Annotated in this window: 11 protein-coding genes and 2 rRNA genes (1 of these 13 cut by a window edge); 2 read left to right on the top strand and 11 right to left on the bottom strand. The window is 63.0% G+C overall.

What is annotated here, in order from left to right:
- Window positions 1-2,116, top strand: a 23S ribosomal RNA gene (locus LQ952_RS01220); it begins 772 nt to the left of the window's first position.
- 106 nt (window positions 2,117-2,222) lie between these two features.
- Window positions 2,223-2,338, top strand: a 5S ribosomal RNA gene (rrf, locus tag LQ952_RS01215).
- Between the two features lie 437 nt (window positions 2,339-2,775).
- Here the strand turns inward: rrf and hemG are convergent.
- The 11 genes from hemG to LQ952_RS01160 form a co-directional block, all read right to left on the bottom strand.
- Window positions 2,776-4,119, bottom strand: a complete 1,344-nt coding sequence (gene hemG / locus LQ952_RS01210) for a protoporphyrinogen oxidase (protein ID WP_238620738.1) — start codon at window positions 4,117-4,119, stop codon at window positions 2,776-2,778.
- A gap of 101 nt (window positions 4,120-4,220) precedes the next feature.
- On the bottom strand, window positions 4,221-4,946 hold the full coding sequence (ubiE, locus tag LQ952_RS01205) for a bifunctional demethylmenaquinone methyltransferase/2-methoxy-6-polyprenyl-1,4-benzoquinol methylase UbiE (RefSeq protein ID WP_238620737.1): 726 nt from the start codon (window positions 4,944-4,946) through the stop codon (window positions 4,221-4,223).
- A 42-nt stretch (window positions 4,947-4,988) separates the two neighbouring features.
- On the bottom strand, window positions 4,989-5,450 hold the full coding sequence (locus LQ952_RS01200) for an SRPBCC family protein (protein WP_238620736.1): 462 nt from the start codon (window positions 5,448-5,450) through the stop codon (window positions 4,989-4,991).
- Window positions 5,451-5,503: 53 nt separating this feature from the next.
- A complete protein-coding gene (locus LQ952_RS01195) occupies window positions 5,504-7,006 on the bottom strand; it encodes a DUF2867 domain-containing protein (RefSeq protein WP_238620734.1) in 1,503 nt (500 codons plus the stop codon).
- A gap of 87 nt (window positions 7,007-7,093) precedes the next feature.
- Window positions 7,094-7,534 carry a hotdog fold thioesterase gene (locus LQ952_RS01190; RefSeq protein WP_238620733.1) on the bottom strand — a complete coding sequence of 147 codons (441 nt, stop codon included), beginning with the start codon at window positions 7,532-7,534 and terminating at the stop codon, window positions 7,094-7,096.
- Window positions 7,535-7,536: 2 nt separating this feature from the next.
- On the bottom strand, window positions 7,537-8,943 hold the full coding sequence (gene menE / locus LQ952_RS01185) for an o-succinylbenzoate--CoA ligase (RefSeq protein WP_238620731.1): 1,407 nt from the start codon (window positions 8,941-8,943) through the stop codon (window positions 7,537-7,539).
- Window positions 8,940-9,938: an o-succinylbenzoate synthase gene (gene menC / locus LQ952_RS01180; RefSeq protein ID WP_238620729.1), complete on the bottom strand. Its 999-nt coding sequence runs from the start codon at window positions 9,936-9,938 to the stop codon at window positions 8,940-8,942. The genes menE and menC overlap by 4 nt, the downstream gene beginning before the upstream one ends.
- Before the next feature lie 70 nt (window positions 9,939-10,008).
- Window positions 10,009-10,860: a 1,4-dihydroxy-2-naphthoyl-CoA synthase gene (gene menB, locus LQ952_RS01175; protein WP_238620727.1), complete on the bottom strand. Its 852-nt coding sequence runs from the start codon at window positions 10,858-10,860 to the stop codon at window positions 10,009-10,011.
- Window positions 10,857-11,669, bottom strand: coding sequence for a 2-succinyl-6-hydroxy-2,4-cyclohexadiene-1-carboxylate synthase (menH, locus tag LQ952_RS01170; RefSeq protein ID WP_238620725.1), 813 nt, complete (start codon window positions 11,667-11,669; stop codon window positions 10,857-10,859). Before menH ends, menB begins: the two co-directional genes overlap by 4 nt.
- Window positions 11,666-13,357 carry a 2-succinyl-5-enolpyruvyl-6-hydroxy-3-cyclohexene-1-carboxylic-acid synthase gene (gene menD / locus LQ952_RS01165; RefSeq protein ID WP_238620723.1) on the bottom strand — a complete coding sequence of 564 codons (1,692 nt, stop codon included), beginning with the start codon at window positions 13,355-13,357 and terminating at the stop codon, window positions 11,666-11,668. The genes menH and menD overlap by 4 nt, the downstream gene beginning before the upstream one ends.
- A 9-nt stretch (window positions 13,358-13,366) precedes the next feature.
- Complete coding sequence (locus tag LQ952_RS01160; RefSeq protein WP_238620720.1) at window positions 13,367-14,809, bottom strand: isochorismate synthase; 1,443 nt, start codon at window positions 14,807-14,809, stop codon at window positions 13,367-13,369.
- Window positions 14,810-15,046 lie beyond the last annotated feature (237 nt).

Below are 15,046 nucleotides of genomic sequence, written 5' to 3'. Positions count from 1 at the left end.
GGCTAATCAAGCCCGGAGATAGCTGGTTCTCCTCGAAAGCTATTTAGGTAGCGCCTCATGTCTCACTCCTGGGGGTAGAGCACTGTTATGGCTAGGGGGTCATCCCGACTTACCAACCCATTGCAAACTCCGAATACCAGGAAGTGCAATCATGGGAGACACACGGCGGGAGCTAACTTCCGTCGTGGAGAGGGAAACAACCCAGACCGCCAGCTAAGGTCCCAAAATCATGGCTCAGTGGGAAACGATGTGGGAAGGCAGAAACAGCCAGGAGGTTGGCTTAGAAGCAGCCATCCTTTAAAGAAAGCGTAATAGCTCACTGGTCGAGTCGGCCCGCGCGGAAGATTCAACGGGGCTTAAGCCATGTACCGAAGCTGCGGACGCCACGAAAGTGGCGTGGTAGAGGAGCGTTCCGTAGGCCTGCGAAGGTGTGCTGTAAGGCATGCTGGAGGTATCGGAAGTGCGAATGCTGACATGAGTAACGATAAGATGGGTGAAAACCCCATCCGCCGAAAGCCCAAGGTTTCCTGCGCAACGTCAATCGGCGCAGGGTTAGTCGGCCCCTAAGGCGAGGCAGAAATGCGTAGTCGATGGGAAACAGGTTAATATTCCTGTACCGCACCATGTTGCGATGGGGGGACGGAGAAAGCTAGATCAGCCGGCAGTTGGTGTCCGGTTTAAGCGTGTAGGGAGTGCTTCCAGGCAAATCCGGAGGCACAATCCTGAGGCGTGATGACGAGCTCCCATGTGGAGCGAAGTGATTGATGCTCAGCTTCCAAGAAAAGCCTCTAAGCTTCAGACACGGTGTGACCGTACCCGAAACCGACACAGGTGGGCAGGGTGAGAATCCCAAGGCGCTTGAGAGAACCCAGGTGAAGGAACTAGGCAAAATGGTACCGTAACTTCGGGAGAAGGTACGCCTCTGGTGGTGAAAGGCCTTGCGCCTGTAGCTGCTGGGGGCCGCAGAGACCAGGCCGCTGCGACTGTTTATTAAAAACACAGCACTCTGCAAACTCGAAAGAGGACGTATAGGGTGTGACGCCTGCCCGGTGCCGGAAGGTTAATTGATGGGGTCAGCCGCAAGGCGAAGCTCTTGATCGAAGCCCCGGTAAACGGCGGCCGTAACTATAACGGTCCTAAGGTAGCGAAATTCCTTGTCGGGTAAGTTCCGACCTGCACGAATGGCGTAACGATGGCGGCACTGTCTCCACCTGGGACTCAGTGAAATTGAAATCGCTGTGAAGATGCAGTGTACCCGCGGCTAGACGGAAAGACCCCGTGAACCTTTACTACAGCTTCACACTGAACTTTGAACCTGCTTGTGTAGGATAGGTGGGAGGCATTGAAACCGGAACGCCAGTTTCGGTGGAGCCGACCTTGAAATACCACCCTGGCATGTTTGGAGTTCTAACCTCGTCCTGTTATCCAGGACAGGGACCGTGTGTGGTGGGTAGTTTGACTGGGGCGGTCTCCTCCTAAAGAGTAACGGAGGAGCGCGAAGGTACCCTCAGCGCGGTCGGAAATCGCGCATTGAGTGCAAAGGCACAAGGGTGCTTGACTGCGAGACAGACACGTCGAGCAGGTGCGAAAGCAGGTCTTAGTGATCCGGTGGTTCTGAATGGAAGGGCCATCGCTCAACGGATAAAAGGTACTCCGGGGATAACAGGCTGATACCGCCCAAGAGTCCATATCGACGGCGGTGTTTGGCACCTCGATGTCGGCTCATCACATCCTGGGGCTGAAGCAGGTCCCAAGGGTATGGCTGTTCGCCATTTAAAGTGGTACGCGAGCTGGGTTTAGAACGTCGTGAGACAGTTCGGTCCCTATCTGCCGTGGGCGTCGGAGATTTGAGAGGATCTGCTCCTAGTACGAGAGGACCGGAGTGGACGTACCTCTGGTGTTCCGGTTGTCACGCCAGTGGCATTGCCGGGTAGCTACGTACGGACGGGATAACCGCTGAAAGCATCTAAGCGGGAAGCCTTCCTCAAGATGAGATCTCCCTGGGCACTTGATGCCCCTTAAGGGTCGTCGAAGACTACGACGTTGATAGGCGGGGTGTGGAAGCGCAGTAATGTGTGAAGCTAACCCGTACTAATTGCCCGTGAGGCTTGACCATATAACACCCAAGCAGTTTGAGGGTGTGTAGTTGCAACGACATGACATGCCTGATGTTTTCCCGATTTTGCCGATGTTGAAAAATTCAGCATCAGCAGTCAGTTTTGCCTGGCGGCCATGGCGAACCGGAACCACCCGATCCCATCTCGAACTCGGAAGTGAAACGGTTCAGCGCCGATGATAGTGTGGGGCCTCCCCATGTGAAAGTAGGTCACTGCCAGGCACTTATTCCAAACCCCGATCGGGCAACCGGTCGGGGTTTTTTCTTGCCCGCAATTCAGGCCACCCCGCCTCGTCGGCCCCTAAGCCACACAGCCCTCGCGCTCCCGCCAACCCCGGGCAGGACTCCATACCGTCATTCCCGCCACCGCCGCGTCATTCCCGCGAAAGCGGGAATCCATCAGTCTCCCGAGCAGTGAGTCCAGTGCTGCCCTGCAGATCGTCATTCCCGCGAAGGCGGGAATCCATCGGCAGACTCAACACCCTGGACTCCCGCTTGCGCGGGAGTGACGACAGGGGGGCGGGCGTGACGGCAAGAGAGCAGAGCGACGGCAAGAGGGCAGAAGGCAAAAGGGTGGGACCCGACGGTAAGGAGCGCTTCCGTCGGGGGGGTATGCGGCCTTCTCGGGCGTCACGGTCAGGGGCTTTTTCAGGGCCTACTCAGAACTTTTTCTCTCCCAGCAGGGCGGCGGCCTCGCCGGTCAGGCGGCCGTTGCGGGCGCAGTCGTTCATGGCGATGCCCCGGTACGCGTTGCCGGTCAGGTGCAGGCCCGGATAACGGCCCACGTGTGCCATCAGACGATCCATAGCTTCGATGTGACCCACCGGATACCCAGGCAGACCCCGCGGCCATTTCTTCACGAACTGTACGTCAGGCGAGACATCGATCCCCAGGGCCTTGCTGACGCCGTCGCGCGCGTGGGCAATGAGGGCGTCGTCATCCAGGTCGACCATGTGTGGATCCCGTTGTCCGCCCAGCATCACGCGCACGCATTTCATGCCTTCCGGGGCGCGATCAGGGAAGATGGAACTGTCCCAAAGGATGCCGAGGAAAGGCATGCGGGCGGCAGCCGTGGTCAGTACCCCGAAGCCGTCCAGAGGATGATCCAGGTGCTTCCAGCCGAAGCCCACCACGGCGATGGGGGCGTAGTTGACCGCATCCAACTGCCGTTCCAGTTCCTGATCCAACCCTGCCAGGATGCGGGCGGCCGCATGGGCCGGCACGGCCAGGATCACCTGATCCACGGTAGCCGACTGGTCGCCGGCTTCGACCCGGAAACCCTTGCCTTCTTGAACCACGGCTTCCACCGGTGTGTCCAGGTGCCATTCGGCCTTGATCGTCTTATGCAGATGTTCCGTCAGGGCATTCATGCCACCCTTGAAACTCATCAGCACGCCGCCGGGGCCGGCGCTCTGCTTGCGGCGGGCGATCATGCCCTTGAACAAGCCGCCATGCTTGCGTTCCAACTCCGTCACCAGGGGGAAGGCGGCCTTCACGGAGACCCGGTCGGCGGTGGTGCCGTAAATGCCGGCAGTCATGGCATCCAGGAAGATGTCGGTGAAGGCCTTGCCCAGACGACGGTAGCCGAAGGACTGCAGGGTTTCATCGCTGTCATCCCGCTTGGGGCGGATGAACAACTCGCCCATCACCCGCAGTTTCTGCGGCCAGTTGAGCAGTTCGGTCTTGAGGAATTTGCCCGGAGAGTCGGGCATGGGGTGCATGCGGTCGGTGTAAATGAAGCGTCTGCGGGAGGCATCCTGACTGCGCATGAGCACGTCGCCGGCGCCGCAGTCCGTGACCAGTTGCAGCATGTCCGGTTTGTTGCTCAGAAAACCGTTGCCGCCTTCCTCAAAGCGAAAGCCTTCGATGTCAATGGTGTGCAGGGTGCCACCCACGTGGGGGTTGGCTTCGTAGATTACAATCTCCGCATCGCTTCGGGCGCGTTGCAGATAAAAGGCCGTGGCCAGACCGCTGATACCGGCCCCGATAATGGCTACCCGCATGGGTGTCTCCCTATTTTGTCTCTGAAATCGATGTTGTCAGGCCGCGATTCAGCCTGAAATGCTTGATGGCAATCGGATCATGTGCCCTGACATCCGGCACATCACATGGTGGCGGATGCCCCCGGTTTGCGGGCGATGAAGCGCGTCGAGATTCCCAGAAATTCATCCTTGACCTCCACCAACTCAAACCCGGCCTGGGTGAGTTTGTCACAGAGTTGCTGTGTGCTCATGAAGCCCTGGATGGACTCCGGCAGATAGGTGTAGGCCTCCTTGTCCCGGGAAATCATGGCACCGACACGGGGCAGCACCTTGCTCATGTACAGGCGGTTCATCCGATCCATCAGCGTGAGTTTTTCATGGCTCATGAACTCCAGGATCACCGCCAGCCCGCCCGGTGCCAGCACCCGGTGAAACTCCCTCAGGGCGCCTTCCACGTCGAGCACGTTGCGAATGCCGTAGCTGATGCTCACCAGGTCGGCGCTCCCATCCTCCAGGGGCAGGGCAGTGGCCGGCGCCTCCATGAACGTCGCATCATCCACCTTACGGCGGGCCAGTTCCAGCATCCCTACCGCCGGGTCCACGCCGGTGGCCCGTTCGATGGTCGTTCCACAGAATGCCGCCGCTTCGCGCCAGAACAGGATCAGGTCGCCTGTGCCGGTGGCCACATCCACCAGGTGCCGCACCGGACCGCCGTGGATCTGCATGGCTGCCCGGCATCCGTTGCGGCGCCACTGCCGGTCCACCCCGAAGCTGAGAATGCGGTTCAGTTTGTCGTAGGTAGGGGAGATGTCGTTGAACATCTGGATGATGCGTTGCTGTTTGTCCATGCAGGGTTCCAGTGCAAAGGGAGGGTGACGTGCGCCGCGACGTTATGTCTTTGATGGGGGCGGGCCATTGCGGCGCTGCGCCGCCTGGTCTTCGATCAAGGAACGGCGGATGCGTTCGAAGGCCTGGCGACTGATGTGATGAATGATCGGTCTGGCCACTCGGCCCACGGTCTTGTCCAGCAGTCGGGTGGGCAGATGGTATTCAATGGTGAGTTGCACCCGAGTGCCTCCGGGGACGGAGGAAAAGCGATAGTGCCCGGTATTGCGGATACCGCTGAGGGACTGCCAGCGGATCATGTGCGGCGGCTTCTCGTCGACGATGGTCACATCCCAATGAAAGACCATGCCGTTGGCGCGGACCTGCCAGCGATAGGTCTTCTCGTTCAGGGGCGTGACGGATTCCACGGCATCGGCGTAGCGCGGAAACTCATCCACTCGACGGATCATCCCGAAGACTTCTTCCTGTTCCGCCGGAAACAGCATGTCATGATCAACGACCGGCATCTGGTAATCAGCTCCCATGAACGGCGGGGTAAGAAAGACCCCGCGTGGTTATGTCAAACACCGCCGGATGGGTCAAGAGACGGGACGGTTTCGGCCCGCCGGGCGATCCCCTCGGCCAGCCCCTTGAAGACAAAGGCATGGGCCGGTGCCATCAGGTACCAGTACAGTAGCCCCCACACACCGGCCGGGTGCCAGTAGTTGGTAACGGTGATCCGGGTTCCCTGGTCCTCCGGCATCAGTTCGATTTCCAGGACACCCGCCCCGGGGGCGCGCATCCCGAATCCCAGGGTGAGGCGTCTTTCCTGTTCGATGGCCATCACCCGCCAGGAGTCCACCATGTCGCCGAGGCGCAGTTCGGTTGGGTGACGGCGCCCATAGTTGCGGCCGGGGCCTCCCAGCAGCCAGTCGATGCCTTCGCGGAGCTTCCACAGGGTCTCATAGGCAAAGTAGCGATTTTCTCCGCCGATGCGACTGACTACCTCCCAGACCTGGGTCGGGGTCGCCCGAGCCAGGGCGCTGCCACAGGCCCGCTTGGCGTAATAGGCGTAGTCCACCCGGTAGTCACGGAACATGAATGCCCCTTCGGTCCAGCGGGCGGCGACCGCGTGGGATTGTTCGGCTGCGAAGGTGGCGCGCACCGCAGTGCGAAAATCCATCAGGTCCTGGGGCATGAGACTGCGGGTACGCACATCATCGGCCACATAGTCTTCCTTGAGACCTTCGATCAGCGCCTGGGCGATGGCGGTGGGCACGGAGGTGACCAGGCGCAGCCAATAGGAGGACAGTTTGGGTGACAGCAGCGGGACCGGGACGATCCGGGGCGGTCTGCGCCCGGCCTCCTCAGCCAGGGTGCGCATCATGTCCGCGTAGGTGAGGTACTCAGGACCACCGGTGTCCAGGATCTCGCCGGCGGCCTCCGGGATGCGGGGGGCGCGCTCCAGGTAGTCGAGCAGATTATCCAAGGCGATGGGTGGGGACATGCGGGAGACCCACTTGGGGGTGACCATGACCGGCAGATGCAGGACCAGATCGCGCATCACTTCAAAGGCCGCCGAGCCGGGGCCGACGATGATGCCCGCGCGCAGTTCGGTGACCGGGACGCTGCCCTTGCGCAGTTCGTCACCGGTGAGGCGCCGGGAGACGATATGCTCGCTGCGGGCGGAGGCCGGGGCCAGCCCGCCCAGGTAGACGATGCGCCGGACACCGGCCTCGGCGGCGGCTTGGGCAAAATTCCTTGCCGCCTCCAGATCCAGACGGCCAAAGGACTTACCGGCACCCATGGAATGGACCAGATAGTAGGCGATCTGGACATCCTTGAGGGCCGGCCCCAGGGTCTCGGGCTTGAGGGCGTCGGCCGGGACCAGTTCGGCCCCCGTCCAGCCCCGGGCCTCCAGCACGCTCAGCGTACGTGAGCAGGCCCGAACCCGGATGCCCCGGTCCAGCAGGCGGGGTACCAGATTACTGCCGATGTAGCCGCTGGCGCCGAAAACCAGGGTCAGGGCATCCGGGCTGATCGCATTGTCTGCGGGTGTCTTCGAGGTGCCGGGTGTCGCCATGGGAGATCTCCGGTGAGGGCTTGTCACTTTACTATACGGGGTTTTTCTCCTGCCTTGATGAACGTCTGTGTTTGACAGGTTTGGGTGTCAGGGCGCCGACGAGGAAGATCGTTCCCTGAGCAGCACCGTCAGTCGGCAGACGCAGACGATTGTCTCTGCCTCGTCCTCCAGCCGGATCTCCCAGACTTGGGTGTTGCGTCCCAGGTGTAGTGGCCGGGCACAGCCGAGGATCCGGCCGTGGCGGACGGACTTGAGATGACTGGCGCTGATCTCCATGCCCGCCGCCATCCATCCCGGAGGCGCCGCCAGGTTGGCGGCCACGCTGCCCAGGGTTTCGGCCAGGGCCACGGAGGCACCGCCGTGGAGCAGACCATGGGGTTGGCGGGTACGTGCGTCCACAGGTAGCGTCCCGAACAGGGCCGTGTCGGTGATTCGGGTGATCTCGATCCCCAGGGCTTCCATGAGGGTGCCTTGGTGGACGGCATTGATCGCCTCGAGGTCTATGGGGCGTTGCCACAGTGGCATCATGGTCAGCGCTCCCGAGGATGCGGGGTATTGGCCAGCCGGATCAATTCTCGGCGCTGAATCTTGAGATCGCCGGTGGGCGGCATGGGCAAGAAGGTCGTCGGCACCATGAAGGGCTTGAGTTGTTCCCTGAGCCAGGTGCGCAGGGCATGGTCGTCCAGTTCCGCGTTGGACTGGATGAAGGCCACGGGACGGTGGCCGAACTCTGCGTCCTGTCGCGGCACCACCACCGCCCGGAGGATATCGGGGTGGGTATGCAGCAGGTGCTCAATGGCTTCCGGCTGAATGTTTTCACCACCGCTTATGAACTGATTGTCCAGTCTCCCCACCACCTGGAAACGGCCGTCCTCCCATCGGCCCAGGTCACGGGTATGGAACCAGCCTTCCCCGTCGGTCGAGGGGAGGATGCCGCCCGAGTCCCGATACCCCAGGAACAGGGTGCCGCCGCGGACCAGGATCTCGCCATCGGCGTCCAGACGGCATTCCCGGTGCGGCAGGATGCGGGCCGGCCCTTCCGGGGGCTGGGCGATCACCTGGGAACTCATTTCGGTCAGCCCATAGCTGGTCCAGCAGGGCAGGCCCTGCCGGCGTGCCTGTTCCAGCAGGGAGGCACGCACCGGTCCTCCCCCCAAGAGCAGGCACCGCAGGGTCGAAGAAGCAGGGTTTCCCTGCTTCAGCAGACGGTGTAGCTGGGTTTCCACCATGGAGACATGGGTGACGCCCATGTGCAGCAGAAAGCCAGCATTCTCGGCACGCCCGTCCAGCACCAGGGCTGCGCCCCCCAGCAGGCAGCGAAACACGATGGCCAGGCCACCCACATGGTAGGTAGGCAGGGATAGCAGGTACCGGTCTCCCGGCCACAACGGGATGAGTGCCGCAGAACCGGCCGCACTGAGGACATGGTTGGCATAGCTGTGGACGGCCAGCTTCGGCCGGCCGGTGGAGCCGGAGGTCAGGATGCCCGTGCAAGGTGTGTGTGCCTGAAATCGGTGGCGTAGCGCCATGGCGGCAGGTGGCGGGGCCGAGGTGGTGACATCCCGATCGATCCTGACGCTTGGTTGGAGGGGCCGACCAGGCTCCCGAACCAGCCAGCGGATACCCTGTTCTTGCAGCAATGTGCCCAGCGGGGTTTCCGGTATTGCCGGATTGACGGGTAACAGACAGGCGCCGCTGCGGAGTACGGCCAGCAGGTCGATGACGCCGGCCACCGTAGCCCGGGTGCGCAGGGCAATCCAGTCTCCGGCCTGAACACCCCGGGCCAGAAAGGTTATGGCCCGCTGATCCACCCGTGCCTCCAACTCGGCGAAGCTCAGGCTGTCTTCGGGGGTGATGATGGCGGGTTCTTCGGCATGACGTCTGCCTGCCTTCTGCAGCAGGCAGGGCATGTCGGCACAGGGCGGGTGGGGGCTCATGTCCAGCATCCAAGGTATTCCAGTTCGGCTTGTGGTGTGATCGGCAATGCGTGGTGTTCCGGTTGGCTGAGAATGGGCATCAGCAGTGCCCGGGCAAATATACCGAAGGTATCCAGACCTTGGGGACCCCGGATGTCCCAGTGGTGGACGAGGCGTGCATAGAGGTCCAGGCTGAGATTGCTTTCGTAGGCGGCACTGAGAATGGCGGGAATGCCTCGTCGGCGGGCCTGATGAACCAGGATGCTGCTGCGGTTCAGGCCGGTGAGCATGGGCTTGATGACCAGGGCGCCCAGTCCCGGTGTCCACAGATCGGGTGTCTTCCCCTCTCTCAAGGTCTCATCCCAGGCGAAGGGGATGCCGGTGTGCGGCCACCACTGTCGGTAGTCGCTGCCGGCCCGCAGGGGTTCCTCGATGAATTGAATCCGTTGCCGGTCAATGGCCTGACAGAGCGTTTCGGCCTGTTCCAGGTTCCAGGAACGGTTGGCATCCAGACGCAGCCACTGGCCTTCGGCAAGTTGTGCCGCCACATGCTGGATCCTGTCGATATCCGTCGCCAGGGCGTCACGTCCCACCTTGAGTTTGAAGCAAAGGGGTTCCGGATCATCCGCAAGGTCCAGGGCGTCGTCGTGACGGATCAGGCAGCACCGCGGGACCGAGGCCGCTGGTGGCAGGTGTTGAGTCCATTGCAGCAGCCCGGCTTCCAGGCCGAAACGCACTTCCGGTGCGGTCGTGGTCGGCAGATGACGGAAGCGGTCGACCGGTGCGCCGCCCCGGTCCAGGATCTGCCGGATCTGCTGCAGGCACTGATCCAGCGTGGCCTGGCTGAAACCGGGCAGGGGGCTGATTTCGGACCAGAGGCTGTCCGCGCGGGGACGACACCACTCCAGCAACAGTCCCTCTCGTTGGGTCAGGCGGTGCCCCGGCATGGGCAATGGCTGCCTGAGGGGAAGGGAGAAACGCCAGAGCCGCATTTCATGAGGGGGGCGTGCTTCCATGGGTGGTCCGTTCCTGTCGGTGGCCAGCCCCGGGTTTGCGCCCCTCTCCATGAAGAGGGGCCGGCACGGGTCAGGGCTGGCGTCTGAATTTACGGAAATCGGGCTGGCGCTTCTCCAGATAGGCGTTGCGGCCTTCCTGTCCCTCTTCGGTCATATAGAAGAGCATGGTGGCGTTGCCGGCCAGTTCCTGGATGCCGGCCTGGCCGTCGACCCCGGCATTGAAGGCGGATTTGAGCATCCGCAGGGCGATGGGGGAGTGCTCCAAGATCCGGCGACACCAGGCCACGGTCTCCTGCTCCAGTTGCGCCAGCGGAACCACGGTATTGACCAGACCCATGTCCAGGGCCTCCCGGGCATCGTACTGACGGCACAGGAACCAGATCTCCCGGGCCTTTTTCTGGCCCACCACACTGGCCATATAGCTGGCACCGAAGCCGCCGTCAAAGGAGCCCACCTTGGGGCCGGTCTGGCCGAAGCGGGCATTGTCCGCGGCAATGCTCAGGTCGCAGATCAGGTGCAGCACATGGCCGCCGCCGATGGCGTAGCCGGCCACCATGGCGATCACCGGCTTGGGGCAGGAGCGGATTTCTTTCTGCAGGTCCAATACGTTCAGATGATGGACGCCCTGTTCATCCTGGTAGCCGGAATCACCGCGGACTCGCTGATCACCCCCGGAGCAGAAGGCCAGATCCCCCCGGCCGGTGAGGACGATGACGCCGACCGCTTCGTCAAAGCGGGCATCCGACAGGGCCTGGCGCAGTTCCTTGACCGTCCGGGGACGGAAGGCGTTGCGGACCTCCGGGCGATTGATGGTGATTTTCGCGATGCCCTCGGCTTTGTGGTACAGGATATCTTCATAAGGGGCCGAATGGTCCTGCCAGTCCAGTGCCGGGGTGATGGAAGAGACTGCTGCTGTACTCATGAGGATGCTGTACTCGTTTGTGTGAAGTGCATGGGATGGCAGAGTCGGCGCATGACGGCGGCCACCTGCTCGGGTGCCTGAGCGTGGCAGTTATGCCCCAGACCGTCCAGTTTGACAAGTTCAAGCCCCGGGCAGGCATGGGTCAGCCCCTGCCCCAGGGCGCTGAATTTGGTGTCCCGGGTGCCTGCGATGAAGGCCCGGGCACAGGTCAGTCCAGCCAGACCGGGGCGAAGATCCGGCTGACCACTCAGACCAGCGGCACGCAGTACCCGGGCCAGTGTCATCGGGTTCTGACAGGATCGGGCCTGGACGAAGGCATCACGCTGGGCGGGGGACAGGTCGGCAAACACCGGTTGCTGATACCAGTCCTCCAGGACCCGGGGCCAGGGTTCCTGTTCGAGCCGCCGGGCCCAGGCCTCGTCATGGCGCCGCCGCGCCAGCCGCTCCGTTTCGCTATTCAGGCCCGGGTGGGCGCCCTCCAGGAGTAGGACGGCGATGCGTTCGGGATGGCGGATTGCCAGCCAGGCGGCTATGCGCCCACCCATGGAATAGCCCGCCAGGCCGACGTGCGGAGGCAGTGCCGGCGCCAGTTGCTGCCAGAGCCGTTCACAATACTCCTCGAAGTTCAGGTCCGCGGAAAGGGATTGACCGGCATGGCCCGGCAGGTCGGGCATCAGGCAGTGGTACCGGTCTGAAAGTAGCCGGGCCGTTTGCAGCCAGTCATGGCCGCTGCCCATGAAGCCGTGGAGCAGGACCAGGGTGGGGTGATGGACGGCGCCCAGTGACGCTATGACGGGTTGCCGGGTCATGTCTCATAGCGGACTTCCACCAGGGCGCTGATCAGGCCCTTGATGATCCGGCTGCTCTGGTTGTGGGGAAAGTTCAGTTCGATCAGGGTAACACCGCCCTTGCGGCAGGCATCGCTATAGGTTTTTTCAAAACCGGCGGCCGAATCCGGGTTTGCGTAGGCCAGGCCGAACAGGGCCGCCGCGCTGCGAAACGTCAGGCCATGGGGCAACTGGAACAGGGCTTGGAAATGCTCCTTCTGTTCCGCGGCGGGTAGCAGGTTGAAGATCCCGCCGCCGTCATTGTTGAGGACCACGATGATCAGCGGGTGGTGACAGCGGGGTGCCAGTGCCAGGCTGTTCAGATCATGGAGCAGGGACAGATCGCCGATCAGCAGGGTCGCCCCGGCTGGATGACCCATGGCCAGGCCCATGGCCGTGGCCACCAGCCCGTCGATGCCGCTGGCCCCCCGGTTGGTGATGCAGCGATTGCCCCGTCCAGGCCGGGCGACCATGTCCAGCAGCCGGATGCTCAGACTGTTGCCGGGCAGCAGCAGCATGTTCTCGGGGATCATGTCGGCGATGATGCGGGCAGCGGCCGGCTCCGAGAAGGGATAGGTCAGCGTCAGCTCCAGATGTTCGCTGAGTTGGGACTGCAGGGATTCGATACCCAGCCCCCGCTGAGGCGGGACTCGGAGCTGGTTGCAGAACTCAGGAATCGAGGCCTGTATCTGGGTGGCGTGGTGCTCCGGGTCCAGGCCGTCCTCATGGGGGCTCACCAGCCAGTACTGGCCCTGGAAGCACGCCAGCCATTGGTTGATTCGCTTACTGGTAATGCGGCCGCCGAACTGGACCACCTGATGCATGGCCTTGAGACGGCGCCTGACGTGGGTGATCGCCAGCAGCAGGTCCGGATGGGCCAGCACGCAGGGGTGCTCCCGGAGACGTAATTGACTGCCGATGTCAGCCAGAATGGGCACTGAGGCCGTTTCGGCCAGGGCCAGGACCGCCTCAGCCTCTTCGGTGTCCAGCTGGCCGGCGACGAAGATCACCGGCTCCCTGAGCCGGTGCAGGCTGAAACCGGGATGCGGGGGCGGAGACATTTCCACCGGCGGCACGTCGGCCAGCCAGGGACCGAAGTCGATGGAGTCCGAGGTGCCGTAGAGCGGTTCACGAAACGGCACATTGATGTGGACCGGCCCCCGGTCAGGTCCTCGCAGTCGGGCAAGGACCGCATCCAGCTGCTGGGCCAGCCAGCCGCCGGACAGCGTGGCGTCGGGGGGCGGCAGATTCAGGGCCGCCCGCGTATGGCTCTGGAAGATCCCCGGCTGGACGATGGCCTGGTTGGCGCCGCAGCCCACCAGTTCCTCAGGGCGATCGGCGGTGACCGCCACCAGGGGCTGATGGGTCTGGAAGGCCTCCACCAGGGCCGGGTGCAGGTTGGGTACGGCGGTGCCCGAGGTGGTGATCAGGGCGACCGGACGTTGCCCGGCCTTGCATAGCCCCAGACCCAGGAAGGCCAGGCCCCGCTCATCGAAGTGGGTATGCAGCCCCAGGTCGGGATGGTCGTCACGATAGCGGGCGGCCGCCAGGGACAGCGGTGCACTGCGACTGCCCGGCGCCAGACAAATATCGCGGACGCCGTGCTGATAGAGACGGTCTATCAGGAGGTGCGCCCACGCCTCGTTGATATGAGTGAATGCTGCCCGCATGATTGACACTCAGGATTCCAACACGGCGAGAAAGGATTCGATCTTGGCTTCCAGCTCGTTCCATTCCGCCTCGGGATCGGAGCCTTCCACGATGCCGACACCGGAGTAGCACAGTGCCTGGTTGCGATGGAGCAGGGTGGAACGGATGGCCACGGCAAATTCCGAGCGCTGCGGACAGATCCTGCCGATCACGCCGCTGTACCAGCCGCGGTGGGCGGTCTCCTGTCGGCTGATCAGGTCCCGGGCCTCGCTGCGGGGAAAGCCGCAGACCGCCGGGGTGGGGTGCAGGGCGGCCAGCAACTGGTCATCGCGCACACCTTCCCTGAGGGTGGCGTGAATGGGCAGGTAACGGTGCTGGATGCGGTCCAGCTTGAAGATGCGGGCCTGGGCGGGACCCTCGATCTGTGTGATCCAGGGGGCGATCTGCTCGCGCACATACCGGGTGACCAGTTCATGCTCATGGATTAACTTGGGGTCCTGCAGCAGGATGCGCTCCAGTGCCGTGTCTTCTTGTGCCGTGCCGCCGCGGCGTACGGTGCCGGCCAGGGATTCGGTGAACACGTGGCGGCCCACGCGACTGAACAGCCGCTCCGGGGAGCATCCCATGAACAACCGTTCTCCGTTTTCCATGGCAAAGCAGAAACTGCCCGGGTTGCTCTGGTGCCAGCGCTCCAGGGTCAGGAAGGCAGGTGGGGGGGCAGTCAGCTGCAGATCCACCCGTCGGGCCAGCACCACCTTGCGGATGAGGCCCTGGGTGATGTGTGTGAGGATGTTGCCGATATGCCGACTGCAGGTGTCAAAATCCATGTGATCGACGCGCCGGGTGATGCGGACCGGCGGAGGGAGCGGACCGTCCGCCGTTGTCTGACGCAGGTGGCACAGGGCGGCGATGAGTCGCGTCTTGCGGGTCATGAAATCCCGCCGTGAGCCCGCCAGCAGGTTGACGCCCAGGCGGTATTGTCCCGCCTGTCGGCGCAGCTCGATGGCCGGCAGCACGAAGCGGGCCGCAGGAAACCCCTCCCAGTCATCCCGTCCGGGCAGACCGTCGAAGGAGAGGCCGCCGATGAAGGCGGTGGCTTGTCCACCGAGGGTGTCATGGACCCGGCGCAGCAGGGCAGGATAGGCGGCGGCTTCCCGGGCGCTCAGCTCCACGGCGATGCCGATGCCGGCGATGCTTTCGTCCCCTTCCCGATTCTGCCACAGGCTGCGCTCGCCGGCCGGTGCGGCCTGCAGCCAGCGGAAGGGACTGGTCCTCGGGACGGGCACGCTCAGGTGCAGCAGGTGGTCGCTGCGGAAGGACCAGTTCTTGATCCGGCCCAGCAGGGTTTCCACCGCCCCATGCAGGGGGCTGCCGGTATCCAGACAGTCGCCTCCGGCATCTCGGCCCACGCCCGGAGTACCGGCGCCCAGGGGCTGGTCGAGTGATACCGGATATTGACTGACTGATGACACGGTACATCCTCTGAACAAGTGGCCGGCCTCGCGCTCCCGTTCCGGATCGCCCGGCGGCTCCGGGGGGCGGGCAGGATCCGTCGCCGTCGTGAAGCGCCGCCCGCCGAAAATTATAAAAACCGGTTAATGAGGGCAGATATGACTTATATCACTTTGGATTGTGCCACAGGAGGGACGTTCCGAAATGCCGTGATAGCGGCATCATGGATCACCGGGTCAGCTATATGTTAATAAAAA

The organism is Ectothiorhodospira lacustris (assembly GCF_022227785.1).
GTDB lineage: Bacteria > Pseudomonadota > Gammaproteobacteria > Ectothiorhodospirales > Ectothiorhodospiraceae > Ectothiorhodospira > Ectothiorhodospira lacustris.
The sequence above is the reverse complement of the archived record's forward strand: the minus strand, read 5'-3'. Positions and strand labels throughout refer to the sequence as shown.

What these genes read in the sequence shown, in the direction of transcription:
- menC (WP_238620729.1), bottom strand. Translation starts at nt 9,938, where the DNA reads ATGGAAGCACGCCCCCCTCATGAAATGCGGCTCTGGCGTTTCTCCCTT.
- LQ952_RS01200 (WP_238620736.1), bottom strand. Translation starts at nt 5,450, where the DNA reads ATGCCGGTCGTTGATCATGACATGCTGTTTCCGGCGGAACAGGAAGAA.
- hemG (WP_238620738.1), bottom strand. Translation starts at nt 4,119, where the DNA reads ATGCGGGTAGCCATTATCGGGGCCGGTATCAGCGGTCTGGCCACGGCC.
- menH (WP_238620725.1), bottom strand. Translation starts at nt 11,669, where the DNA reads ATGACCCGGCAACCCGTCATAGCGTCACTGGGCGCCGTCCATCACCCC.
- menD (WP_238620723.1), bottom strand. Translation starts at nt 13,357, where the DNA reads ATGCGGGCAGCATTCACTCATATCAACGAGGCGTGGGCGCACCTCCTG.
- LQ952_RS01190 (WP_238620733.1), bottom strand. Translation starts at nt 7,534, where the DNA reads ATGATGCCACTGTGGCAACGCCCCATAGACCTCGAGGCGATCAATGCC.
- menE (WP_238620731.1), bottom strand. Translation starts at nt 8,943, where the DNA reads ATGAGCCCCCACCCGCCCTGTGCCGACATGCCCTGCCTGCTGCAGAAG.
- LQ952_RS01195 (WP_238620734.1), bottom strand. Translation starts at nt 7,006, where the DNA reads ATGGCGACACCCGGCACCTCGAAGACACCCGCAGACAATGCGATCAGC.
- menB (WP_238620727.1), bottom strand. Translation starts at nt 10,860, where the DNA reads ATGAGTACAGCAGCAGTCTCTTCCATCACCCCGGCACTGGACTGGCAG.
- ubiE (WP_238620737.1), bottom strand. Translation starts at nt 4,946, where the DNA reads ATGGACAAACAGCAACGCATCATCCAGATGTTCAACGACATCTCCCCT.